Source organism: Paenibacillus sp. FSL R5-0470, from assembly GCF_037975205.1.
In the GTDB taxonomy this organism is placed as follows: domain Bacteria; phylum Bacillota; class Bacilli; order Paenibacillales; family Paenibacillaceae; genus Paenibacillus_AQ.
The window spans coordinates 2,713,157-2,736,983 of record NZ_CP150238.1 but is presented as its reverse complement, the minus strand read 5'-3'; the positions used below and the strand labels follow the sequence as shown (position 1 = coordinate 2,736,983).

21 protein-coding genes are annotated in these 23,827 nt (G+C 45.3%); 4 read left to right on the top strand and 17 right to left on the bottom strand.

Features of this window, described 5'->3' with window-relative positions:
* Nucleotides 1–51: 51 nt before the first annotated feature.
* Complete coding sequence (dapF, locus tag MKY99_RS11830; protein WP_042187374.1) at nucleotides 52–888, bottom strand: diaminopimelate epimerase; 837 nt, start codon at nucleotides 886–888, stop codon at nucleotides 52–54.
* Between the two features lie 91 nt (nucleotides 889–979).
* Entirely contained in the window at nucleotides 980–3,799 is a 2,820-nt protein-coding gene (locus MKY99_RS11825; RefSeq protein WP_042187372.1) for a calcium-translocating P-type ATPase, SERCA-type, read from the bottom strand.
* Between the two features lie 293 nt (nucleotides 3,800–4,092).
* Here MKY99_RS11825 and MKY99_RS11820 point away from each other — a divergent pair, with 293 nt between their 5' ends.
* On the top strand, nucleotides 4,093–5,982 hold the full coding sequence (locus MKY99_RS11820) for an NFACT RNA binding domain-containing protein (protein WP_339270629.1): 1,890 nt from the start codon (nucleotides 4,093–4,095) through the stop codon (nucleotides 5,980–5,982).
* An 83-nt stretch (nucleotides 5,983–6,065) separates the two neighbouring features.
* Here MKY99_RS11820 and MKY99_RS11815 read toward each other — a convergent pair whose 3' ends face one another.
* The 9 genes from MKY99_RS11815 to MKY99_RS11775 all read right to left on the bottom strand — a co-directional run bounded on the left by MKY99_RS11815 (nucleotide 6,066) and on the right by MKY99_RS11775 (nucleotide 14,959).
* Nucleotides 6,066–6,980 carry a PHP domain-containing protein gene (locus MKY99_RS11815; protein ID WP_339270628.1) on the bottom strand — a complete coding sequence of 305 codons (915 nt, stop codon included), beginning with the start codon at nucleotides 6,978–6,980 and terminating at the stop codon, nucleotides 6,066–6,068.
* Between the two features lie 53 nt (nucleotides 6,981–7,033).
* Nucleotides 7,034–7,933, bottom strand: coding sequence for a selenium metabolism-associated LysR family transcriptional regulator (locus tag MKY99_RS11810; protein WP_042187365.1), 900 nt, complete (start codon nucleotides 7,931–7,933; stop codon nucleotides 7,034–7,036).
* A 133-nt stretch (nucleotides 7,934–8,066) separates the two neighbouring features.
* Nucleotides 8,067–8,504 carry a hypothetical protein gene (locus MKY99_RS11805; protein ID WP_042193736.1) on the bottom strand — a complete coding sequence of 146 codons (438 nt, stop codon included), beginning with the start codon at nucleotides 8,502–8,504 and terminating at the stop codon, nucleotides 8,067–8,069.
* Between the two features lie 164 nt (nucleotides 8,505–8,668).
* The gene (locus tag MKY99_RS11800; RefSeq protein ID WP_042126853.1) at nucleotides 8,669–8,932 is read right to left on the bottom strand and encodes a YlbG family protein; all 264 of its coding nucleotides are present in this window, start codon (nucleotides 8,930–8,932) and stop codon (nucleotides 8,669–8,671) included.
* Between the two features lie 40 nt (nucleotides 8,933–8,972).
* The gene (locus MKY99_RS11795) at nucleotides 8,973–9,410 is read right to left on the bottom strand and encodes a YlbF family regulator (protein ID WP_076282926.1); all 438 of its coding nucleotides are present in this window, start codon (nucleotides 9,408–9,410) and stop codon (nucleotides 8,973–8,975) included.
* 15 nt (nucleotides 9,411–9,425) lie between these two features.
* Entirely contained in the window at nucleotides 9,426–11,357 is a 1,932-nt protein-coding gene (locus MKY99_RS11790) for a helicase-associated domain-containing protein (protein ID WP_339270626.1), read from the bottom strand.
* Nucleotides 11,354–13,066, bottom strand: a complete 1,713-nt coding sequence (locus MKY99_RS11785; protein WP_339270624.1) for a DNA repair helicase XPB — start codon at nucleotides 13,064–13,066, stop codon at nucleotides 11,354–11,356. Before MKY99_RS11785 ends, MKY99_RS11790 begins: the two co-directional genes overlap by 4 nt.
* Nucleotides 13,067–13,283: 217 nt before the next feature.
* Nucleotides 13,284–13,715: a CBS domain-containing protein gene (locus MKY99_RS11780; RefSeq protein WP_339270622.1), complete on the bottom strand. Its 432-nt coding sequence runs from the start codon at nucleotides 13,713–13,715 to the stop codon at nucleotides 13,284–13,286.
* Between the two features lie 62 nt (nucleotides 13,716–13,777).
* On the bottom strand, nucleotides 13,778–14,959 hold the full coding sequence (locus tag MKY99_RS11775) for a M20 family metallopeptidase (protein ID WP_042193734.1): 1,182 nt from the start codon (nucleotides 14,957–14,959) through the stop codon (nucleotides 13,778–13,780).
* Between the two features lie 239 nt (nucleotides 14,960–15,198).
* Between MKY99_RS11775 and MKY99_RS11770 the strand changes: the two genes are divergently transcribed.
* The gene (locus tag MKY99_RS11770; RefSeq protein WP_042187352.1) at nucleotides 15,199–15,546 is read left to right on the top strand and encodes a YugN family protein; all 348 of its coding nucleotides are present in this window, start codon (nucleotides 15,199–15,201) and stop codon (nucleotides 15,544–15,546) included.
* On the top strand, nucleotides 15,543–16,787 hold the full coding sequence (gene ftsW / locus MKY99_RS11765) for a putative lipid II flippase FtsW (protein ID WP_339270619.1): 1,245 nt from the start codon (nucleotides 15,543–15,545) through the stop codon (nucleotides 16,785–16,787). The genes MKY99_RS11770 and ftsW overlap by 4 nt, the downstream gene beginning before the upstream one ends.
* A gap of 90 nt (nucleotides 16,788–16,877) precedes the next feature.
* On the opposite strand, the gene MKY99_RS11760 is transcribed toward ftsW, so the two are convergent.
* The gene (locus MKY99_RS11760) at nucleotides 16,878–17,243 is read right to left on the bottom strand and encodes an Asp23/Gls24 family envelope stress response protein (RefSeq protein ID WP_042126837.1); all 366 of its coding nucleotides are present in this window, start codon (nucleotides 17,241–17,243) and stop codon (nucleotides 16,878–16,880) included.
* A gap of 154 nt (nucleotides 17,244–17,397) precedes the next feature.
* Here MKY99_RS11760 and cax point away from each other — a divergent pair, with 154 nt between their 5' ends.
* Nucleotides 17,398–18,468: a calcium/proton exchanger gene (gene cax / locus MKY99_RS11755; protein ID WP_339270617.1), complete on the top strand. Its 1,071-nt coding sequence runs from the start codon at nucleotides 17,398–17,400 to the stop codon at nucleotides 18,466–18,468.
* A gap of 93 nt (nucleotides 18,469–18,561) precedes the next feature.
* Here cax and MKY99_RS11750 read toward each other — a convergent pair whose 3' ends face one another.
* The 5 genes from MKY99_RS11750 to MKY99_RS11730 all read right to left on the bottom strand — a co-directional run bounded on the left by MKY99_RS11750 (nucleotide 18,562) and on the right by MKY99_RS11730 (nucleotide 23,628).
* The gene (locus MKY99_RS11750) at nucleotides 18,562–18,858 is read right to left on the bottom strand and encodes a YlaN family protein (RefSeq protein WP_042126833.1); all 297 of its coding nucleotides are present in this window, start codon (nucleotides 18,856–18,858) and stop codon (nucleotides 18,562–18,564) included.
* Between the two features lie 212 nt (nucleotides 18,859–19,070).
* Entirely contained in the window at nucleotides 19,071–19,316 is a 246-nt protein-coding gene (locus MKY99_RS11745) for an HPr family phosphocarrier protein (RefSeq protein ID WP_042126831.1), read from the bottom strand.
* A gap of 106 nt (nucleotides 19,317–19,422) precedes the next feature.
* Nucleotides 19,423–20,538 (bottom strand): aminopeptidase, encoded by a 1,116-nt coding sequence (locus tag MKY99_RS11740; protein WP_076282932.1) that lies wholly within the window; start codon nucleotides 20,536–20,538, stop codon nucleotides 19,423–19,425.
* Nucleotides 20,539–20,633: 95 nt separating this feature from the next.
* The gene (locus MKY99_RS11735) at nucleotides 20,634–21,386 is read right to left on the bottom strand and encodes a hypothetical protein (protein ID WP_339270614.1); all 753 of its coding nucleotides are present in this window, start codon (nucleotides 21,384–21,386) and stop codon (nucleotides 20,634–20,636) included.
* 247 nt (nucleotides 21,387–21,633) lie between these two features.
* Nucleotides 21,634–23,628: a diguanylate cyclase gene (locus tag MKY99_RS11730; protein WP_339270612.1), complete on the bottom strand. Its 1,995-nt coding sequence runs from the start codon at nucleotides 23,626–23,628 to the stop codon at nucleotides 21,634–21,636.
* Between the last annotated feature and the right edge of the window lie 199 nt (nucleotides 23,629–23,827).

Below are 23,827 nucleotides of genomic sequence, written 5' to 3'. Positions count from 1 at the left end.
ACAAGAAGGCAGCCCAAGAGATTCTCTTGGGCTACCTTCTTAAGTATTTTTCTAAATGGCTACACTACCTGTGAATGCAACCTCAGCAGGACCTGTCATATACACATGGTTATCCTCTTCATTCCATTCAATGTACAGATCGCCACCCTTTAGACTAATCCAAGCTGCTCGGTCCGTCAGACCATTTAGCACAGAAGATACTAAAGTTGCGCAAGCTCCAGTCCCACAAGCAAGTGTTGGTCCAGCTCCACGTTCCCATACCCGCATATCTACTCTGCCTCGATCTAGAACCGTCGCGAACTCAACGTTTACCTTTCTCGGGAACAATGGATGTACCTCTAGCTTAGGTCCCCATGTCGCTAGATCGAAAGATACGGCATCTTCTACATAAATAACGCAATGAGGATTACCCATAGATACTGCAGTAAACTTAAATTCGGTTCCATCCGATTCAATCCGCTCTGAGAGCACGGGTTCTGCATCAATAGCTACCGGAATTTGAAGACCGGACAATACAGGTTCACCCATATCAACCGTTACAGTTTCCACTACACCGTCTTTTACATTCAAGGTAACCTTTTGTTCTCCGGCACCAATCGTTTCAATAACAATCTGCTCGGAGTTTACCAGGCCATGATCGTAGACATATTTGGATACACAGCGAATGGCATTTCCGCACTGCTCTGCTTCCGAGCCATCAGAATTCATAATGCGCATCATGTAATCGCCGCGTTCAGACGGAAGGATGTATACAAGTCCGTCCGCACCAATTCCAAAGAATCGATTGCATAACGTTACAGCAAGATCCGCTGCATTACTTGGTAGCTCTTGCTCGCCGAAAACTACGATGAAGTCATTGCCTAGACCGTGCATTTTTGTAAATTCCATTGAAAGTCCACTCCTAAAGGTTATGTTAAGTTAGATACGAGCTATTTACTGCAACAAGTATACCTTTAGGAATGGAGCGTTACTATTAACTTTATGCCGAAATTTTTGTACTTTTTATCATCGAATTACTGCCGCTACGACCTCGATTTCGTTTACCGCCCCAAACACTGCCAGCCCCCATCAAGAAGGTCGGAATCCCCGCAGTTACAAATACTAGACACCATTCACGGAAATTAAGCGGCACTGTTTTGAAGACGGGCTGGAGAAATGGAATATACATAACAGCCAGCATCAAAATCACGGATGACAAAACAGCAAGAACTAGGTACTTATTCTGGAACGGATTTCGATGGAACACCGAACGAGAACTGCGGCAATCGAAGACATGAATCAACTGGGCCATAACGAGTGTCGCAAAAGCTACGGACTGTGCTCGAATCAGCTGCGCTGGATTTTCTGGTGCTACACGTAAGGTTAGCCAAAATGCTCCTAACGTACATAAACCGATTAAAAATCCACGGCTTATGATCTTCCACCCTAAACGACGGGCAAAAATATTTTCCTTTGCACCACGCGGCTTATGCTCCATTAAGTCCTTCTCAGGCTGGTCAACACCAAGCGCCATCGCTGGCAGTCCGTCTGTCACCAAGTTGACCCATAAAATTTGAATAGGCACTAATGGCAGAGGCAGACCGAGCATCATGGCAAAGAACATGGTCAAGATTTCCCCTACATTTGATGCGAGCAGGTATCGAATGAATTTACGAATGTTCTCATAGATGTTTCTACCCTCTTCAATGGCAGCTACAATGGTTGAGAAGTTGTCATCCCCTAGCACTAATGAAGATGCTTCCTTGGTCACATCTGTTCCGGTGATCCCCATAGATATTCCTATATCTGCCGCTTTGATGGCTGGAGCATCATTGACTCCGTCTCCGGTCATAGCCACAACATGACCACGGCGCTGCAAAGACTTCACGATACGAAGCTTATGCTCTGGAGATACGCGGGCGAATACGTACACATTATCCGATACTTTATCCAGCTCATCATCATCCATCCGAGTCAGTTGAGCTCCTGTTAATACTGTGCCCCCACGTTGCAGAATTCCTAATTGGTGAGCAATGGCCTCTGCAGTCGTTCCATGGTCCCCAGTAATCATCACAGTCTTAATTCCTGCTCGGCGTGTGACGCTAATGGCATCGCGAACTTCACGCCGTGGCGGATCAATCATTCCAGCCAATCCGATAAAGACAAGTTGGCACTCCGCATCCTTTTCACTATCCACATTTTCACTTGGACGCATATCACGATAAGCCATACCTAGGACACGAAGTGCACCTGAAGCCATTTGCTCATTGGCATCAAGTACTTTCTGCCGCAATGTTGGCGTTAAAGGCACGACACCGCCCTCCCAGAGCATATACGAACAGCGATTAAGCAGCACATCAGGCGCGCCTTTCGTACATACCATCCGTCCTCCGGGATGACCAATAATAACTGACATTAACTTTCGCTCGGAATCAAAAGGAAATTCCTTCTCACGGGAGTATGTTACGGCTAGCGTCTGGGCAGTCAAACCCATCTTCCCTGAAAGCGCTACTAGAGCTCCTTCCGTTGGATCTCCTTTGAGTTCCCAGATCGATGAGCTGTCAGAAGATTTATCAACTACAATGTCCTTATCCTTCCCTTTACGCTTACCTCGCACTTCGGTCGGAAAGGTCTCAATAATCTCTGCATTACTGCACAAAGCACCCACCTGTAGCATCCGTCTTAAACTTTGATCATTTTTGAGATCTACCGGTTTACCTTTCTCCAGAACCTGTCCGTTCGGAGCATAACCTTCACCTGTTACTTCAAGGCCACGTCCGCCCGTCCATAATCGGGTCACCGTCATTTTATTCTGAGTCAATGTACCCGTCTTGTCCGAACAGATGACGGATGCGCAGCCCAAGGTTTCCACTGAAGGTAATTTACGAACGATGGCCTTTCGTTTGATCATCCTCTGCACGCCCAGCGCAAGTGCGATGGTTACAATGGCCGGAAGCCCTTCCGGAATCGCAGCGACCGCCAAGCTTACCCCGGCCAAGAACATTGCTGTGGCAGGCTGTCCATGTAAAATACCGGCAGCTACAACTACAATAGTTAAACCTAGTGATACATAGATCAAAATTTTTCCTAACTGCTCGAGACGATGCTGAAGGGGAGTCTCCTGAGATTCTGTATTCTGGATCAGGTCTGCAATCTTACCCATCTCTGTGTCCATACCCGTACGAATTACGATAGCTTTACCAGTACCCCTGGTTACCATTGTGCCCATGAACCCAAGATTCTTCTGATCGCCGAGCGGAATCTCCTCCGCGCGGATCACATCCGAATGCTTCGAGACAGGCAGCGATTCCCCAGTTAGCGCGGATTCCTCCACATATAGAGAACTGCAATCTAGCCATCGTATATCCGCGGGTATTCGATCACCACTCTCCAGCAAGACAATATCACCTGGTACTAACATCTTTGCTGGAATAACCTCGCTGTTCCCCCCACGCAGTACTTTGGCAGAAGGCGCGGAGAGCTGTTTTAAAGCTCTTAGCGAACGTTCGGCGCGGAACTCTTGAACAAACCCAAGGGCTCCGTTTAAAAGGATAATCGCGATGATCGTGATGGCATCCAAATATTCGCCAAGCAAACCGGATACGAGCGTCGCACCCATAAGCACAAGCACCATGAAATCCTTAAACTGGTTCAACAGCAGGGTAAACGGGGATACGGTCTTTCCTTCGGACAGCTCGTTATACCCATTTTGCTTCCGTCGCTCCGCGGCATCCTCTCCACTGAGGCCCGTCCTCGGATGGACATTGAACATTTTCTGCAGCTCTTCTGCACCGAGCCGGTGCCAACTGTTTTGTTCCATGACTTTTCTTTCCCTCCCGGTCGTTTCTTGACTTCCGGCGGCGCACAGCTTTTCCACCTGTTCATGACCAAGTGTATTCAAGGTCGTCCAATAATATCACCGCCTAACCAATTCCCCTTTTGCGCGAATGTCCCAAAGTATGGCATCATAGAGAGGTAAGCTTAAACGTCTTCGGTGTTCTTATAAGGGCGGTAAGCGTTTAAACAAGAAATATAAGATATAAAGTATGATGTGAAACTTATACTTTCTTATATTTTCAGAAATTCATTTCACGTCGACAGGAGAGCTTTATCATGGCATTAGACGGCATTGTTACCCGAGCTATCGTGCACGAACTGCAATCATTCATTGGTGCGCGTATAGGAAAAATATATCAACCGAGCAATCACGATCTTATCTTCAACCTGCGGGGTGCCGGTGGCGGCGGCAAGCTATTGCTCTCTGCTAATCCGACATATCCGCGTCTGCATCTTACAGAAAGAAGCAGCATAAACCCCTCAGAAGCACCTATGTTCTGCATGCTCATGCGTAAGCATTGTGAAGGTGGGGCTATTGAGAGTATCACTCAGGTAGGCATGGAACGAATTATTCACATAAATGTTAAGACTAGAGATGAGCTTGGAGACGTCTCTGCCAAAAAGATCATCATAGAGCTCATGGGACGGCATAGTAATATCATCCTTACTGAGCTCAGCACAGGAACGATCATAGACGGCATTCATCATGTTACTCCATCAATCAGCAGCTACCGGATCGTAATGCCTGGTGTCGCTTACACAGAGCCTCCTCAGCAACACAAGCTGAACCCTCTGGAGATCGATAAAGAACGATTTCTCAATTTGATCTCAGCTGCTGAAGAATCCGCTCTACTGGAAGAAGATGAGAAGGAGGCCGAACCGGAAGAAATCATTGAAGGTGAGCTCGCCAACCTGATTACAAAAGAAGAGGTTGAGCAGAAACCTGACGGCTCAGGCGGTCCTTCCCCATCTGCTGACCCGGTAGGCTGGATGGTGCATGCCTTCAGCGGAATGAGTCCACTTGTTGCCGGAGAGATTTCTCTTCGTCTCAGAAATGACCTTGCGGTAGGCGATACACAGGGATCTGCACCAGAATTTCCAACAAAGTTATGGGACGCCTTCCAGTCTGTAATGGGACCTGTCCATAATTGCGAATTCTCTCCTGTTTCAGGTGCGAATGCGAAAGGGAAAATGATTTTTTCCGCTATTCCGTTATCTCTATTGGGTGAGAATGCGAAGCAATATAACACGATTAGTGAGTGCATGGAGGATTATTACGGGGATAAAGCTGAACGTGATACGGTGAAGCAACGGGTAAGTGATTTGATCCGTTTCCTGAGCAACGAACGTAGCAAAAACGTTAAGAAGCTTGCCAATCTACAGAAGGATCTAGACGAAGCGCAAGACGCAGATCGCTATCGTATTTGGGGTGAATTGCTATTCGCGTCCTTACATGCCGTGTCCAAAGGAGATAAAGAAGCCTCTTTGGTCAATTATTATGACGAAAATCAGGCAGAAATGGTCATCCCACTCGACCCTTTATTAAGCCCATCGGATAATGCACAACGTTATTTTAAAAAGTACAACAAATATAAAAACAGCCTCCTTGTCATTAATGAGCAGCTGATTAAGACCCATGAGGAAATATCCTACATGGAAAGTTTACTTCAGCAGCTTGCCCATGCCTCATTGAATGACATTGAAGAGATCCGCGACGAGCTTGTAAGTCAAGGATATCTTCGCGACCGAAGCAAAAAAGGCAAGAAAAAGAAAAAAGCAACCAGACCCACATTGCAGGTCTTCACCTCGTCTGAAGGCATCGACATTTATGTCGGAAAAAATAATTTACAGAACGAATACGTCACTAATCGACTGGCTTCACCTAATGACACTTGGCTGCATACCAAGGATATTCCTGGTTCTCACGTTGTCATCCGTAGTGAGGAATTTGGAGATGCCACACTGGAAGAAGCCGCCCAGCTTGCCGCTTATTTCAGTCAGGCGAAGCAGTCAAGCAGTGTGCCTGTAGACTGTACACTAATCCGCCATGTCCGCAAACCGAGTGGCTCGAAACCCGGATTTGTGATCTATGATCATCAGAAAACATTGTTTGTCACTCCAGATGAAAATCGCATTAAGAGTCTTCCAAATACGCTGAGAAGCTAATTAACAAAAAGAACCGGCTGTCGTCCATTTGTGGATGACAGCCGGTTTTCGTTTTTCAGTATATTATGTTCAACTGATTGAACTTAGTTTTGACGTAACATGCCAGCAACCTTCTTCAACTGTTCCAGCGCTTCAACAGAAACCGTAACACTACCGATATCTCCATGGAATACAACACCTTGGCGGGCACCATGAAAATCCGAGCCACCGGTTATAATTAAGCTGAATTCTTCAGCCATGGTTAGGTAACGCTCTGAATCAGCGGGTTCGTGATCCGAATGATAAACCTCAATCCCTTTAAAAGCCCCCTGCTCCATAATCCCTCGTACTAACTGGTCGTCACCATATAGGCCTGGATGCGCCAATACTGGAGACCCACCCGCCTCGATGATCCAATCACAGGCATCCTCGGGCGTGATTCGTGGGGGTGACACGTAAGCCGCTGCACCTTCGGCTAAATACTTATTGAACGCATCTCTCATATCCGTAGCTGCTCCAAGACGAACCAGCTCATCAGCAATATGTGGTCGCCCAATACTCTCATCAGGCTTCAGTTCCCGTCCAATTCCCGCGACAACTGCCTCAAGCGTAATTTCAATCCCAAGCCCACGTAATTTTGAGAGGATCGCCTCATTCCTTAGTGCCCGGGTTTCTCTTAGCCCTTCCAAACGGGAAAGAAACAACTCATTTTCTGGATCTACGTAGTATCCAAGGACGTGAATATCTTTTCCTCCAGCACGAGTGCTGATCTCTACACCCGGTACAACAGTGATTCCGTATTTCTCTCCTGCTTTGAGAGCTTCCTTCACACCAGCCACAGTATCATGATCCGTTATGGCAACTGCGATTAGTCCCTTCTCTTTAGCGAGACGTACATTTTCCTCCGGTGGCTGCATGCCATCAGAGGCTTGAGTATGCGTGTGAAGATCGCATCGTGAGGCGTCAATATTCTCCGGTCTGTCGCCCTTCAGTTCATCCAGTCTAGTTTCATTCTCCATTTCTATCACCTCTATCGCTAGTTTCTAAGTTTCCTGCCTCTGGTCATATTGCTTTAGTTATCATTCGAATGCTCGCGCAAAAAAGTCAAGAACGTCACTGCAGAAATTGGCAGCAGTGTCGATTTTAGATGAATGGCGTAGAATTGTCTTTTAAATGAGGCATCCGAGATATTCACGATTTTCAGTAGTCCAAGTGCAACCTCATGTTTAACAGAAGAAGTCGAGATAATAGTAACCCCAAGACCTGCCTCCACTGCCGACTTCACAGCACCCGTACTACCAAGCTCCATCACTATTTTCATCGATCCCGGATCAAGCCCCTTCGAGAAGAGCTGCTCTTCCATCACACGCCGCGTTCCTGAGCCCTGCTCACGCAGGACAAAAGGGTGCTGAAGCACCTCCTCCAAAGTGACCTCTTGCTGCTCTGCAAGCGGATGATCATGGGGCACAATCAACTTCAATTCATCCCCCATCACCGGCTCAATCACCATATCAGGATGTGTTACCGACGCTTCAATTAAACCAAAATTCAACTGATGTTTTAGGATTTCCTCCATAATTTGCGAGGTATTCATGACCTTCATCATGATTGAAATGTTCGGATACTGCTTTCCAAAAGGACCTAAGAGCCGTGGCAGCACATACTCCCCAATGGTAAGGCTTGCCCCAAGCTGCAAGCGCCCTTCCAACATATGCGTAAACGCCGACATCGCTTGATCCGTCTCCCGCATCAATTGGATACTGCGCAGCGCGTATGGCATTAACGTATGACCTGCTTCGGTGAGCATGATTTTTTTGGTAGAACGATTGAAGAGCTTGGTTCCAAAATAATCCTCTAGCGCCTGTACTTGCATGGTCACTGCTGGTTGAGTCATATGTAATGTCTGTGCCGCTGCCGAGAAGCTTCCTCGCTCTAAGACAGTATAAAAAATATGTAATTGATGAAAGTTCATGCTCTGCAACTCCTTGTGCTATCTATAAAAGAAACTTAAGTAAGGGATTATGTACGATATGAAGCTTATATATTCTTATTTTCAAAAAGGACATGCAGCCACCGCCGCATGCCTCCTGTTCGTTCTTTATACACTATTTACGTTTACGCTTCTTCTTCGTTAGCTTAGTGCGGCGGGAATTGCGCAGCAGCGAAAAGTAAGTTTTTAAATCTCTCAACTGTGGAGTCGCAGAGATTCTTCCAAGAAACGAAACGATGATCATAGAATATAATGGCTGACCTGAAATATCTTTTTCACCTATCAATTCCGTGAACTCAGCGATTACTACAGAGTCATCGTCAATTAAATACGCGTTAAAATCACTGTCTGAAAAGGGCTTGAGCCGATTCTGCATCAGGCACTGCCACATCCATGCGGCGACCTCTTCGTCATCGCTTACACCTTTACTGATCCGGTCCAAATAACGACTCTTCGCATGATTTGTTATAACGATGTCAGCGACCCTGTAGTCGTTCAGCATGATGTGGAAGGGCTCGTAAGAACTGGGCCAATCCGTCCCTTTGTTGCGCATCATCATCACACTCCACCATAAGGGTCTTTGTATGTACTTAATGTTGTCATCTTACCTCATTGCTGAAAGTTGTACAAGTTCCAGAGCACGGAAGAAACCGCGGTTACCCGAGATCTGCGCATAAAAAAACAGGTGCTACTTAAGCACCTGTTCATCTCCAAGAATTACATACCGTAGTTACGGGACTTGTCCGGCCCATTACTGGTATACTCTGTCTTAATTTCGTTACGATAGGATCTTTCGATCTTACGAACGTAGGAGAGTCTGCGGACATTCTTCATAACTTCCTCGGCACGTTCTGCATTTACATACATCACTGCATAATGCATTTTCCGAGAAACATAATGTAATGTTCCGTATTTCTCAAGGTTACGTGCCGCTTTAACGTCACTTACCCAAATGATGTATCCTGTCCGTTCCGCAAACATAAGCTAAACCGCCTTTCTCTCTCTAAATCCTAAGGGAAGCTTATCCGCAGGAGCATTTTCCCCCGCTACCGCATCCACCTTTAGGGGAAGGATCATTGCTTGGTACTTTAATGCTATCCGATACTGAAAAAGCAATCGCTTCCGACATGGAATGCAGAATGTCATCAAGAGTCTTCTCCGCCTGCTTAAAACGAGCGACCTCTTCAAACTTCTCCAATTCCGCTTCTACTGCCGAAACCTCATCCTTCGCTGAATGATAGTTCGGATGAAAATGTCCGAATCGCTGTGTTTCTTCAAACAACTCCTTCTTGGCTTGAAGCTGTTTGACCATGGCCTGAATTTCTGGGTTCGAATCAACCCGTCCTTTCCAGTATAAGTAATCCGACACTTCGGCGGATTGATTAATCATATCGCCTAATTCATAGGCGTATGTCAGCACTTCAGCCATATCGACCGTATTTAATTCCGCTACGCTCATGAACTCAGCTCTTTTCTACGTTAATGTTCTACCGAATTCAGTAGACTTTTCTATCATACCATAATCACTCGCTTCAGCAGAAGAGGAATTTCTTCGCCTTTTGGGAATTACTAACTTCATTTCCTTCCAGTCTTCAGGGGCCAGCTCTATTTCCTCAACCGTTTCACCATCGTTATACAGCAGATGGCCTTCCACTTTCCAAGGATTACCTTTTATTCTGGAGGGGATGAAATCTAACATTTGGTCCTTTAAGGAAAACCGCACCTTAATTCCCCATTTCAGCCCTTGTTCCATTACTTTCTGAGCGGTTGAGCTATGATAATGGCGCCATTCCTTGCTCCAGATCTGTGGCACATTTTCTCCACCTAATAAGATATCCTCCTCCTGCTCAGGAGAAATAACTGGTAGGTTTAAAAAGGGATTCCCTCTGTCGAGTAGCCTTAGTTCAGGATTTAGTACTGGAAGTGAATACAACGCTTGCTCGGTTTCGGCTTCTTGATGAAATGAAGTCCATTCAGCATCCACCTCTTCCTCACGTCCTCCAATCATCCTAGAAGGGGCCAATCCTGCTAAGGACAGCTCCTTACGCATCTGCTCCACAGACTCCGGAGATACAAGAAAATGAAGCGGTCCGATACGTTTAAGGCTCTCTTGCAGTCGCGGATGGGCTGCAATAGCCCCTCCGTCCTCCTCCGTCTGACAAGTCAACAGAATCACTTCAGAGAGTGATGTTCGGCCAATGCTCTTTCCCCATTGCTCTAAAGATAGCTCCACCACAGATGGCAGACCACCCAGTGCATGATCTTTAATCCAAGCTATCGCTTCTTCTGGAGGCATCCCTCGCTCTGATGCATGCACTAGCATCTCACGAGTCAGTCGGAAGCTCCACATCGTATCTGTTTGCAGTAGTTCAGCGCATTCAGCTAAAACCCAGCGCACAGTATAGAGAACATCCGGTGGAATCAGGACTTCAAAATCGGGTTGCACAATAAACTGATCATTCGAATACTCTGCCACAGAATCAGGAAAGATCTCTCTACTGTACATCAGCTTTGGTTTTGCAGCAGTCCAGCGAAAACACTGGATACCCTCAGGCGTGCTCCCCAGTTCACACCATCCAAAGCCTGTTAGACAACGAAGCCAGTTTAAGCTTGATTGTTCCAGCTCTTTCCGGGAAACTGTTCCAGTTAAATTCATATCTGCCATCCAGTCCAGAAGCTCAGGCAACGCTGTCCATTTCTCTGATACAAAAGCATTGCTGGTTATTAAATAGCGAAAATGCTGATCGGCAGGCCCAATGCTTCCAAAACGATGAATAACAATCCCATACAGGATATCAGTCATTCTTGTCTCAGGAAGTTGCAACCAACGTCCCAGCATATCCTTGTCCAGTCTATAGCCCGTTTTCAGTCTGGTAATATGCCCAAGACACAACATGATATCTACTACAAGAGCCGCTGACAGAGCATCCATTTCATTCGAAGGAGTGCCCATAGAGAGCCCCGCTAAATGCTTTTCCTGAAAAGAAAGCTGAGCCGCTAAACGATTTAAATTCTTTTTATGAATAATTCCCTTAGCGGTCAAAGGCAAGCCTTCACGAGCCATGAACAGCAAGGCCCGAAACAGATCTACTGCCAGTCCAGCACCCGCCTCCATGGATAGATTCACTGAATAACCCTCAATAAACTTAGGCTGGTATGGGAAGAATTCTTGTTCTAGCACTAATAATTGCTCAACAGGAATCTGATACAGCTTCTCCCCCAATATTTTATGCCTCGCAGTTAACAACCCCGCGCGCCGCAGTTCATTCATTGCAAGCTTTTGCTCTGCCCGGCAGAGCGTCGTAGGACGCCACCGCTCTTCTTTCCCCTCGTCAAAGGGTTGGGCCGCGTAAGCAGCACATAATCGCTTTAAGACCTCTAGGGCTTCCGCTGATAGCTGGTTCAATGGATCGTTCGCTCCTTTCCGTTCGGCACCATTTTAACGACATATTCATACCCCTGTTCTGTTAAAAACATGCGGCGGCGCATAGCGAATTCCTGCTCCCGGCTATCTTCAGATACCAGTGAATAGAAGTACGCTTTGTTCTCACCCGCCTTCGGACGCAAGATTCGACCCAAGCGCTGGGCCTCCTCCTGCCTGGATCCAAAAGCTCCTGAAACCTCAATAGCAATCGACGCATCTGGCAAATTCACCGCAAAATTCGCTACTTTAGAGACAACAAGCACCTGTATTATTCCCTCGTTAAAAGCTGCATACAACTCATCTCTTTCTCGCTGCTTCGTTTTACCCGTAATCAGAGGTGCACCGATCTTATCCGCCAGTTCAATTAATTGATCGAGATACTGTCCAATAACCAGAACCGATGATCCCTGATGGGCTTTTAGAAGCTCGACTATAACCTCAGCTTTTGCAGGATTGCATGAGGCCATACGAAATTTCTCTTTCGCTTCCGCATACAAATACTTCTGTCTCAGCTCAGAGCTCATCGGTACGATCATCTCGACACATTCTACCTCTGCAATCCAGCCCTGCTGCTCCAGCTCCTTCCAAGGCATGTCGTAACGCTTAGGCCCGATCAATGAGAATACGTCCCCTTCCTTCCCGTCTTCTCTAACCAGAGTTGCAGTGAGACCTAGTCTTCTAGTAGCCTGAATATCTGCTGTAGCCCGGAATACTGGAGCTGGAAGCAGATGAACCTCATCATAAATAATCAAACCCCAGTTGCGTTCATTGAACAGCTTCATATGGAGAAAAGGACCGCCTTTGGATTGACGGTGCGTTAATATCTGATAGGTAGCTATAGTAACAGGCCGCACTTCTCTTTTTTCACCGGAGTATTCGCCAATAGACTCATCAGCCAAATCGGTTCGCTCAAGCAGCTCATCTACCCATTGTCTTACCGAAGTTGTATTTGAAGTTAAGATCAGTGTTTCGCATTGTAGACTTTCAAGAACAGCCAGTCCCACTACCGTCTTACCCGCTCCACAAGGCAACACAACTACCCCGCTGCCTCCCTGCCCTTCTATGCCTTGAAACATCTGGACAGCCTCCTGCTGATATTCACGCAGTCCAAAAGCTTCACCTTTCGCTCCATCCTTTGCGTGATTGTGAGACTCCTTCCAGGTCAAACTTAGAGCTTGTCCGACATGATAACCAGCATAATCCAGCACAGGGTAGCCTAGTCTCATCAGCTCTTGCTTTAAAAGCCCTCTGTTCTCCGCACGGCATGAGCTTTCTAGTGGATTTATTCTCTGCAAACCTAACTCCTTTAGACCTGATTCATTAACTAGTCCATTCAGAATCTCAGCTGTCTCAGCCCTAAGCGTAATGATCTCATTCGAAGTCTCCTGACCGTGAAGGGTGAGCTTTCCATACCTAGAGAGAAGAGTTGCGATCTCATCCTCCAGCCCGGCAGGAACACCCCAGCGCGCGAGTTGATGCAGACTCGAAATAATCGTTTCAGCTGTATAATTAAGCGCTGCAGCATTCCATAATGATAATGGAGTGATTCTATAGGTGTGATAAGCCGGAGGACTCTTTACGAGCTCTGCAAAGGCTCCTAGTTCTTTCCTAGCCTTCTCAAAACCAGGATGTGCACATTCCAGTAGAATCGTCCGATCCCTTCGCACAATGCAAGCCCCTGTTTCATTCATAACGTTCCCTCCCGAACCATTAATTTTATTCAAGCCTGCGCTATGTTATCTGCTTACATTCATACAAGTAAAAACGCCTTCGGCGTCCCAAAAGGACGGTAAGCGTTTATGCGAGAAATATTAGGATAATGTATAGTGTGAAATCTATATTTTCTTAGATTTGAACAGGAAAAAGCTCATCCCCGCATAACGGTCATGAGCTTCCCTATCAAACTATTTAATGTAAATGTTGCTGCGAAATATCATGAAGCGCTTCTCCAGCCTCGTCCGCAAAAATGTTGCGCACAGCCAAGTCACCGATGGACACTACACCTATCAGCTTCTGGCCACTAGTCACAGCCAATCTGCGAATTTGCCAGCTCGACATCAGTTCTGCAGCCTCATCTACAGATGTATTCTCTGAGACGGTCTGAATTTCTCTACTCATTACCTTTTCCACAGTTGTTGATCCAGGGTGTTTAGCCGCGTAACCTCTAATCACTAGATCACGATCTGTAATTACACCGAGTAATGTCTTATCGTCTTCATTATCAATGACTGGTATAAATCCAGTGTCATGATCTCTCATTTTAACAGCGACTTCATACACATTATCCAGTAGTGTGACTGTTACAGGCTCCTTCGTCATAACCTCTTTCACTGTCTTCAAGAACGAACCCTCCTAAACGTAATCTCCATGTTATGGAATAGGTTCTCCTCTATGAAACGAAATTATACGATTGTCTTCTCTTGCAAACAGGAATTCGCCATAGCGATTAATAATTTCATCCCATGCAACATAGCATCCTCGTCAAAATCAAATTTGCTATGATGATGCGGGTAAGCTGCATCTTTATCTGGATTCCCAGCCCCTACGAACATAAAGCAGCCAGGAATTTCTTTTACATAGTAGGCAAAATCCTCAGCTGGCATCAGCTTTTCCATCCGAATCACTTGAACAGCTTCTCCTAGTGCTCCTGGTGCCACCTCGGAAAAACGCTGGTATTCGCCCTCGTGATTTACGAGTGGCGGATATCCCATCACATAGTCTATCTTAGCTTCCGCACCGTATGCGCCAGCTATTGAAACTGTCATTTCTTCGATTCTGCTGCGGATCAGATAACGGGTCTCCTCGTCGAACGCCCGTACGGTTCCTGTAATGCGACAATGCTCAGCAATGACATTCTGGGCGAATCCCCCTTGAATGGTTCCTACACTAAGAACAGCGGGCTCCAGCGGGTTCACAGAGCGGCTTACGATGCTCTGAAGCTGAGTCACAAGCGCCGCCCCGGCCACAATACTGTCTATCGTGCGATTCGGCATACCGCCATGTCCGCCCCGGCCGATGATATCAATGAAAAATTCATCAGCAGATGCCATAAGAGGTCCTGGCGCACTGCCCACGGTCCCCATTGGAAGCGGAGTCCACAAATGCAAACCATACACCGCATCCGCGCCTTCCAGCATGCCTTCGGCAATCATCCCCTGTGCACCACCCGGGCATACCTCCTCCGCTGGCTGAAAAAGAAAACGCAGCTCCCCTTCTAACTCTTCAAGGCGGCTGCTATAGTAAGAGGCTACACCCAGCAATATTGAAGTGTGTCCATCATGCCCACAGGCATGCATAACTCCTTCATTTTGCGAAACGTAGTCATTCTTATTCTCCTCTTTAATAGGTAGTGCATCCATATCCGCGCGAAGGACTACCGTTTTCCCCGGCCGATGTCCTCGCAATATACCCGTTACACCATACCCAGACGTGCTTCTCCTAACTTCAATGCCGAATTCTGCTAACTTGTCTGCTATAAATGCTGACGTTTCCTTTTCATGAAAAGACAACTCCGGATGACGGTGTAAATGGCGTCTCCATTCCACGATCTCCGGCATGAGAGAATCAACCGCTAAGCTCTTCATACGTTCTCCATCCCCTTCTTCATAAACCCGCATCAATAGCATGCGACAGCAGTCCTGTACACTTTGTTCCAGCCGTATACGGCTATAATTCTTTTATTGTAGCAGAAACGCAAAAAACTGGGTATCGTTAGGAGGTGCCTACTCTTGCACAACGTTTAGAAACATACTATCATGAGGTAGAACATCAGCAAACGGATCATGAATTCATCATTATACTTCATAAGGGGGATATGCGTGCTATGATTTTTGAGAACACGGGCCTCGTAGGATTGAAGAGTGATCTTCTCTATCTGGACGAGAGTGCGACAAAGGCTGGCTTCATTCGCTGGCAATGGGAATACTATCGTGCCACTTACGACTGCAAAATTGAAGACCCACAGGATGGTGGCGAATACTTTCTACGCATCAACACTCGCGCTGTCGAGGGGAAGCTGGAGAAAGCTGATGCCGTACTTGCAATTGAAGCCGTATACTTAGGGAAAGCAACATTCCCCCATGGCCTGGAGTATGACTCCCCGGTGCCTAAACCAGTATTGGACACTGCTGCTACTCGGATTCTCGAATTAAAGCAGCTGTTGGAGGCTTGAGTAACAGAAAGGGAACGACGAAACAAAATGTCAGCCTGCCCAAAAGAGGAACACCCGATTTCCAACTACTCATCTTAACACTACTACTCGTGGGTTTCGGTCTAGTCATGGTCTTCAGTGCTAGCTCCAGTTTGACCTTAGCAAGCTCGAAGTTCGGTAATGACCCTCTATATTTCATGAAACGCCAAATGATTTGGATCGCACTTGGAATCGTTGTTATGTTTATAGCCATGAATATTCACTACAGCAAATTCAAAAAGTGGTATGTCCCTATCTTCATCATCACCGTTATTCTCCTGCTAATTGTAGCCTTCTCCGAAAGAATCAATGGCGCCAAGAGCTGGTTAAGTATCGGGAAGCTAGGGATTCAACCTACCGAGCTGGCCAAAATATCAATTATCCTGTATCTCTCTGCACTGATTACCAAAAAAGGTGAACGGTTTAGAGATTTCCGTACAGGATATATCCCTGTAATGGTCATTGTGGGTATAGTTGCCGGACTTATTATGATGCAGCCAGATTTGGGCTCATGCCTTATTCTCGTGGCTACCAGTGGACTTGTCATTTATGCAGGCGGTGCCAGCATGAAGCATATCCTTGGCTCTATTGCACTCTTGGTGCTAGGCGTAGGAATTGTTATGGGGGCTAAAGCAGCGATTGATTCTCTTTCCCCCGCAACCGACAAAGTAGCCGCCAATCAGGACTATAGAAAAGGCCGTATTCAAGCTTTCATAGATCCCTATCAGGATGCTGAAGGCGAAGGATATAATATTATTCAGTCTTTGACCGCTCTCGGACAAGGTGGAGTCAGTGGCTCTGGCTTTGGCAAAAGCATTCAAAAGCTGGATTATCTTAAATACCCGTATACGGACTTTATTTTCCCCGTCATTGGTGAAGAATTCGGCTTTGTAGGAACGGCATTATTTCTGATGTTATATCTGTATTTTATCTGGCGAGGTATTTTAATCGCATTAAGGTGTAAGGATCCCTTTGGCACACTAGTTGGCATTGGTATTATGGGCCTCATTGCCATTCAGGCCTTTGTCAATATTGGTGGCGTAACGAAGACGATTCCGCTTACTGGTGTAACCTTGCCATTTATCAGCTACGGCGGTTCTTCACTTCTTGTGAGTATGCTGTCCATGGGAATTATGCTGAGCATTTCAAGAGAAACTAATCTTCCAGCTAAAGAGGAAGTCACGAAATCTGTAACTACGGTTAGACAAGTTCGTTCCCGGTAAGATTCATAAATCCGGATGTAATGGAATATATAAAAAAGCAGTCCAAGTTAAATATCTTGGACTGCTTTTTTGTGTACAAGCTCTTTTGCATTAAGCAATTTCATCGTTCTTAAAGGCTACGCCTTCAACTTTGACATTCACTTCAACAATATGAAGTCCAGTCATGCTCTCCACAGCTTCGCGTACGTTCTGTTGAAGCATCCGGCACACTTCATGTATCGGAGTTTCATAGAGAACTATTATACGCAGGTCTACTGCTGCTTCTAGCTGTCCCACTTCAACGGTAACGCCCTTTTGGACGTTCTTGCCACTAAGACGCTTTGCCCAGCCCTCTGATAGGCCACCTGACATGGCTGCAATACCTGGAGTCTCCAAGGCAGCCAATCCGGCAATTTTCGAGACGACGTCATTTGAAATTCGTATATTTCCCATTTCCAATTGAAGTTGTTCTGCCATGCCATATCCCCCCTTAACTCATTATCAATTATTGTAATTCCTAAACAGGCTAAAAAGCAAATCAGTTTCTCGCTTTCTCGTTTACACTTAGGAATAATTTGGGTATATTGATTATGAATTGATCCTGAATACATAGATTGGAGTGTACTTTACATTGAAAAAATGGATTTCACCAGCTTTGCTGGCAATTACCTTTATCCTTAGTGCCATAGGACATTATGCAGATTGGGACCACACGCTTCAGTTCGTTCTCTCTGCAGTAGCCGTTGTGTTTGTGGCTGGCTTTCTGGGCCGCGCTACAGAAAGTGTAGCACATTATGCTGGACAGCGGTTAGGCGGATTCCTAAACGCTACCTTCGGTAATGCCGCAGAGCTAATCATTGCCTTTTTCCTAGTGAAGGAAGGACTGTTCGACATGGTGAAAGCCAGTCTTACCGGTTCCATTATTGGCAATCTGCTGCTTGTCCTCGGTTTAAGTATTTTCGCTGGCGGAATGAAGTTCAAAGTACAGAACTTTAACGTAACCCTTGCCGGTATGAACGGTTCCCTTATGATCGTAGCGGTGATCGCTTTATTTGTACCGGCTATGTTCTTCAATACCCATTCCATAACTGAAAAAGATACAGATGTGCTGAGTTTAATCGTTGCTGGGCTGCTCATCGCTTCGTACATGGCCTGGCTGGTCTTTTCCATGATTACGCACAAGAAACATCTAGAGGACGTTACAGAAGCCGGTAAGGAAGAATTGGCTCATGAGCATGCACCTAAGTGGTCCAGAAACAGATCCATCCTTTATCTACTTCTTGCTACCGTGATGGTAGCCTTTGTGAGTGAGTGGCTGGTAGGGACGCTTGAGACACTAACTGAGCGCTTTGGATTTAGTGAACTATTTGTAGGCGCCTTCCTCGTGGCAATCATCGGTAATGCCGCAGAACATAGTGCAGCCATTATGCTAGCCATGAAGAACAAAATCGGTGCGGCAGTAGAAATAGCTGTCGGGAGCAGTCTTCAAATTGCACTATTTGTAGCGCCTGTACTTATCTTCGCCAGTTATTTCATGGGTGATACTATGGACATTGTGTTTACAACGATCGAAATTGTCGCCATTGGTGTCGCCGTCTTTATTGCCAAATCAATCACTCAGGATGGTTCGACCAACTGGTATGAGGGTCTCTTGCTATTAACGGTTTATCTAATTCTCGGAGTCTCCTTTTATCTAGTATAAATACCTACCTATTCATTCTATAATTCTCAAAAAAAACGCACATGAGTGACGATCTTCCTCATGTGCGTTTCTATGAATACTATAAATCAAAACTTATTCTTCTTTTGCTTTGTTATTCAATGCCTCATAGAGTACTGCTAAATTCCGCTCCAGCTTACTCAGCACCATTTTACCGGTAATCTCTGGCACCAAACCTGCTCTAACCGCAAAATCGACCTCTCTTGAGAAACCGTACATTTGGGTATCGAGCACTTCCTCATAGAGAGGGCAGTAGCGTGTTGCCAGATTTTCCATCTGCACTTCAATAAGTTGCTGAATTTTATCGGCATCTTCTTGTAGAAGATTGATCGCTTTAAGATTAAACTGTTCCTGTAATTCCGACGAAGTCATGCCTCTTCCCCCCCATGTCCAAAAGTTAAGCTGCTTTTACTATTTTACTTAATATTAGTCGAAATCGGATATCAATACAACAATTCTGTTTATACTAACCATTTATTTGAAAGAAGCAGCTATGTTGTTTATAAGGGCTGGCATTAATTCCTCATCTATTTCTAGAAAAAACGCCCCACCGTAAATCGGTAGGACGTCTTTACATACAACTATTACTCAGCTACAACTGTAAAGTTCAAACCGTGTTTAGCAAAAACTTCACTCATTGCCTTCTTAGCTTCTTCTGCATCTGTTCCGTGAACATGAAGCTCGTAGCTTTGGCTTGATACCAAAGTCGTGAACAAACCAAGGATACTCTTAACATCAATGTACTTGTTGTCCGCTTGAAGAACGATTGAAGAGTTGAACTGACCTGCCGTTTGAGCAATATCAACGATTGCCGCATTGTTACTGGACATAGAAATCCCTCCGCAACTTGATTATGAAACATAAGTCATTTGTAATCATTTCTTATGATACCTTGAATCCGCTTACTTGTGCAAGGTGTTTTCTTACTTTTACAGCTTATTTCAAGTTTTCAGGATTCAGACCTTCCAGTTCTGGTAACACGAAGATTCCATCCTTACGGATTAATACATCGTCAAAATAAATCTCCCCGCCGCCATAGTCTGGACGTTGGATTAATACAAGATCCCAGTGAATGGAAGACCGGTTTCCGTTATCTGTAACATCATATGCTTGTCCTGGTGTAAAGTGCAGGCTGCCTGCAATTTTCTCATCGAACAGAATGTCATTCATTGGGTGCAAAATGTAAGGGTTAAAGCCTATGGCAAATTCTCCAATGTGACGTGCGCCGTCATCTGAATTCAGGATTTCATTCAAGCGAGCGGAGTCATTGCTTGTTGCTTCAACAATTTTACCGTTCTCGAATTTGAATTTGATATTTTCAAAAGTCACTCCGTTATAAACGGATGGTGCATTATAGCTGATCGTTCCATTTACAGAATCACGAACAGGAGCGCTGTAAACCTCGCCATCCGGAATATTCTTTTGTCCAGAGCATTTCTCTGCACCGATTCCTTTGATGGAGAATTTAAGATCTGTTCCAGGACCTGAAATATGTACCTTATCTGTTCTGCGCATGAGATCAGCCAATGCATCCTGAGCCTTGTCCATTTTGGCGTAATCCAAATTACACACTTCGAAATAAAAGTCCTCAAATGCTTCTGTACTAATATTTGCAAGCTGAGCCATACTCGCATTGGGATAACGTAATACTACCCACTTCGTATGCTTCACGCGTTGTTCACTATGCACTGGATGGGAATACAAAGAATTATACAATTTCATATTTTCTTCTGGAACATCGGACAGGTCATTTACATTCTCACCTGCACGGATGCCGATATAGCAATCCATTTGCTTCATCCGGTTCAAGTCAATTTCAGCCCATGTCTGAAGACTCTCACGTGTTGCATATTTAAGCATGCTGCGTAGGACTGTACGATCTGTCAACTGAACAAAAGCATGACCGCCAGCTTTACCGATTTCCTCAACAACAGCTTTGATTAAATCTCTTTCATTGCCAATCATTTCTACAAGCACGTTCTCGCCTGGCTGAACATCTACGGAATAACCTACAAGATTTGCCGCCAGCTTTTGAATTCTGGGATCTTTCATTGTGTACTCTTCCTTCCTCTGTCTGAAAAATAAGCATGCTGTTCTATTGTAGCACGCCCTTTATGGAGCGCAAGACCTGCATAACCATATAAAGATTAACGGTAACCTGTGAAATCCACCTTAGATACATAAGTTTCATTTTCAGATATATTCATCATTTCACCGGAATAGCTTACTTTTCGATTCAAGGTAAGTCTTCTGGGAAGATTATGCTTTTTATCAACCGTTAGGTGGTAGACCGTTTCTACATTAGCCTGTTTCAGCTTTTGCTGTAGCTCATTATTTTTCTTCTGCCACAGCTTCTCCAAAGCTTTCGTCACTGCCTGATCAGCCTCTGCGTTGTTCTCAGCGGATTCGGGGACTTTAGGACGAAGGTTCTGCATTTCTTTCTCCAATTCAGCAGACAGCTGCTTCCTAGCCTCTGAAGGCGTCAATTCGATTCGCAGCACACTTGTCCCTCTGCCTGCTCCAGCCTCTTCGGTTACACTCTTCTCCATGGACTCAAGCTCCTCGAGTTGCTTTAACGGATTAAGCGCAGGTAATGGATTTCCCTCCTCCGAGGAATTTTCAGTAGTCTGAAGTTCCCATCTGCCCTCTTTTTTCTCTAACTGACTGTAATAAGGTTTCAGAGCATATGCGCTACTCTTTAAGTCTTTAACGCCATCAGCTGCTGCTTTTTTGGTCATAGATTTATCTGGAAGAAGCGTGTACAGCTTGACCTTTTTATGATCCTTCACTGTGCCTCCGTAGAACAATAAGGATTCAGGAACCGTTGTTCCCCCTCGTTTCAGCATATTCGCCCCTTCAAAAACAACCTCATCACTTCCAGCCATCCCTGCCAACGCCAAACTTAAATCTTCCTTCGCAGGTTTGTCTCTTATGACGCTACATCCGCTACATAACAGGCAAAACAGTGTCAGAACTAGAGGGACTCCTCCCTTAAGTAATAATAGCTTTCTCACGGACCTCAGGCCTTTCTCGGAGTATTTTACTTAAGTACAACCCACGTATAGGGTTCTCCCTTCCTGCAAGCCTTATACCGCAATTAGAGCCAGAATAACTGTGCATATAAAAAAAGAACCCATGAGGCTTACCTCACGGGTTCTTAATATTGCTATCATTTTCTTTCGTATCAAAAACAACTTGGTTCCGGCCGTTATTCTTAGCTTTATACAGCGCCATATCCGCTCGATAAAATAATGACTCAACACTTACTCGATCGTCCATCCAGCTCCATTCCGCTATTCCGCAGGATACCGTTACACTAGGTTCGGTTTCTTCCATAACGCGTTTGCGTATACGCTCAGCTACATAACCCGCCTGCTGCATTCCCATTAACGGTAAATAAACGGAGAGCTCCTCCCCACCCCACCTCGCAGCAATGTCGCCTTGACGGATGGAAGATTTCACAATTTCACTAACCTCTTTTAGAATCTTATCGCCTTTTTGATGACCATAGGTATCATTCACGATTTTGAACTGATCAATATCCACAACAATTAAACAACCGCAGAAGTCCGTAGACTGTCTTTCTTTTATCTCTTCGTCCAAATAATGACGAGCATAGAGACCTGTTAGGCTATCTCTATTCGCAAGACGTCTGACTTCAGCATGTAGCCTGGCGTTACCTACTGCTAGACCAATATGTCCCGCCATCGCCTGCAATAGCCTGTAGTTGTCATAGGAAAAATAATGAGAATCTCGATGTGCCAGCATAATCGCACCTCGCACTTCTCCACCTACACTAAGAGGTGTGGCAATCAACGACTGCGAACCGGTAGCATTCATTAGTCGGGAAGTTGTCTTAGGATTATCTATGTAGTCAGACATGATCAGTGACTCACCTGTGGAATACACCTTTCCACCTAAACCTGCCCCTACTTCTAATACTTCATTCTGCAATGAGGAATGGTTGCAGGCAATAACTTCTAGGCCACCCTTTTCCTCATTCATATGTAAGATACAGCAGTAATCTGCACCAAACATTTCAAGTAGCTCTTCAAACGCAAATTGAAAAATATCGCCTAAACGCAAGCTTTGATTCAAACGCTGGGTAAGCTCATTACTCATGCGAAGCTCACGGATTAGCTGATTGGAGCGCTCATAAAGCTTGGCGTTCTCAAAAGCAGTCCCTGCCGTATCGGCTACCATTGTGAGAAACCGTAAATCAACGTCAGGGAAGATTGGATTATCCATCACCATATGGAATACCCCATAGACCCCCTGCTTACCACCTAACGGAAGCCCTATTTCTACATTTCGATGATTTTCATCACTAGTGTGCATCGCAACACGTCCATCCTTGAACGCCCTGGCACAGACATCATCACTGGACATGTGGAAAGGTAACGGTTTGACCTGAGGATTAGTGCTGCGATGATCTTGTGACATATACAGGTCGAGTCTGGCTCCAGGATACATCGCAGAAATGCTATCAATGACTTCCGAAAGTACAGCATCTACATCAATATTGTCATGCATCCGCTGGACAATCTGAAATAACAATGAACGACGATTGCTTTCACGTTCTGCATGAATATGGGTACTTGCAAGATCAGCTACAAATATATGTTCAAATTTATGATAAAAACAGGTGCGGTAATGCAGCGACATAGCTTCTGCAGTATCTCGTCCACCCATTTCATATTGTTGCGTAGGCATAGAACAGCCCAAAAACGCAAAAATTTCATTGTCGACGCGAGTGAATAGCGGTATGGTAAAAAAACTCAGATCCTTACCTTCTACGGTTAACGGAACGGCAGAGATTGTTTCTGAAATCAAGCTAGAAGCCGCCGCCTGTTCCCACTGCTGCCTCCATAGTTCTTGTTGATCCAAACTATTGTTTATATATTTACCTTCAAAATTCAGCACACACCATTCCCATGATCTAAAGAATGGAAGGACATTGAGCCCACCAAACCATTCATTGAAACTGTCTGCAATCAAATTTGCTAGATAAGGGAAGTCATGCGTTACTATTTCCGTTTCCCTAAGCCAGGCGGTGGGATCTTCGGAATCTCTACTAGCGTGTAAGTTGTCCTGTAACAGCATACGGCTGTCTTTATGGACGTATGCTTTCTGCTCTGACATAACGAAGATCCCCTTTGCATCTTGATTAAGAAAACTATCTTCCCTAGTAACAACTAATTAACTATATTTTACTCCCTTTCTTTGTGCATTGCATTATATTTTCATCATTTCCGGGACTTTTTTTTAGGACCAAAGAACTATCGACAAAGATTGACAAAAACTCTTTTAATAAGCGCTTGACTTTATATACTGTATTCAT

What these genes read in the sequence shown, in the direction of transcription:
- dapF (WP_042187374.1), bottom strand. Translation starts at nt 888, where the DNA reads ATGGAATTTACAAAAATGCACGGTCTAGGCAATGACTTCATCGTAGTT.
- MKY99_RS11825 (WP_042187372.1), bottom strand. Translation starts at nt 3,799, where the DNA reads ATGGAACAAAACAGTTGGCACCGGCTCGGTGCAGAAGAGCTGCAGAAA.
- MKY99_RS11820 (WP_339270629.1), top strand. Translation starts at nt 4,093, where the DNA reads ATGGCATTAGACGGCATTGTTACCCGAGCTATCGTGCACGAACTGCAA.
- MKY99_RS11815 (WP_339270628.1), bottom strand. Translation starts at nt 6,980, where the DNA reads ATGGAGAATGAAACTAGACTGGATGAACTGAAGGGCGACAGACCGGAG.
- MKY99_RS11810 (WP_042187365.1), bottom strand. Translation starts at nt 7,933, where the DNA reads ATGAACTTTCATCAATTACATATTTTTTATACTGTCTTAGAGCGAGGA.
- MKY99_RS11805 (WP_042193736.1), bottom strand. Translation starts at nt 8,504, where the DNA reads ATGCGCAACAAAGGGACGGATTGGCCCAGTTCTTACGAGCCCTTCCAC.
- MKY99_RS11800 (WP_042126853.1), bottom strand. Translation starts at nt 8,932, where the DNA reads ATGTTTGCGGAACGGACAGGATACATCATTTGGGTAAGTGACGTTAAA.
- MKY99_RS11795 (WP_076282926.1), bottom strand. Translation starts at nt 9,410, where the DNA reads ATGAGCGTAGCGGAATTAAATACGGTCGATATGGCTGAAGTGCTGACA.
- MKY99_RS11785 (WP_339270624.1), bottom strand. Translation starts at nt 13,066, where the DNA reads ATGAATGAAACAGGGGCTTGCATTGTGCGAAGGGATCGGACGATTCTA.
- MKY99_RS11775 (WP_042193734.1), bottom strand. Translation starts at nt 14,959, where the DNA reads ATGAAGAGCTTAGCGGTTGATTCTCTCATGCCGGAGATCGTGGAATGG.
- MKY99_RS11770 (WP_042187352.1), top strand. Translation starts at nt 15,199, where the DNA reads ATGATTTTTGAGAACACGGGCCTCGTAGGATTGAAGAGTGATCTTCTC.
- MKY99_RS11760 (WP_042126837.1), bottom strand. Translation starts at nt 17,243, where the DNA reads ATGGCAGAACAACTTCAATTGGAAATGGGAAATATACGAATTTCAAAT.
- MKY99_RS11750 (WP_042126833.1), bottom strand. Translation starts at nt 18,858, where the DNA reads ATGACTTCGTCGGAATTACAGGAACAGTTTAATCTTAAAGCGATCAAT.
- MKY99_RS11745 (WP_042126831.1), bottom strand. Translation starts at nt 19,316, where the DNA reads ATGTCCAGTAACAATGCGGCAATCGTTGATATTGCTCAAACGGCAGGT.
- MKY99_RS11740 (WP_076282932.1), bottom strand. Translation starts at nt 20,538, where the DNA reads ATGAAAGATCCCAGAATTCAAAAGCTGGCGGCAAATCTTGTAGGTTAT.
- MKY99_RS11730 (WP_339270612.1), bottom strand. Translation starts at nt 23,628, where the DNA reads ATGTCAGAGCAGAAAGCATACGTCCATAAAGACAGCCGTATGCTGTTA.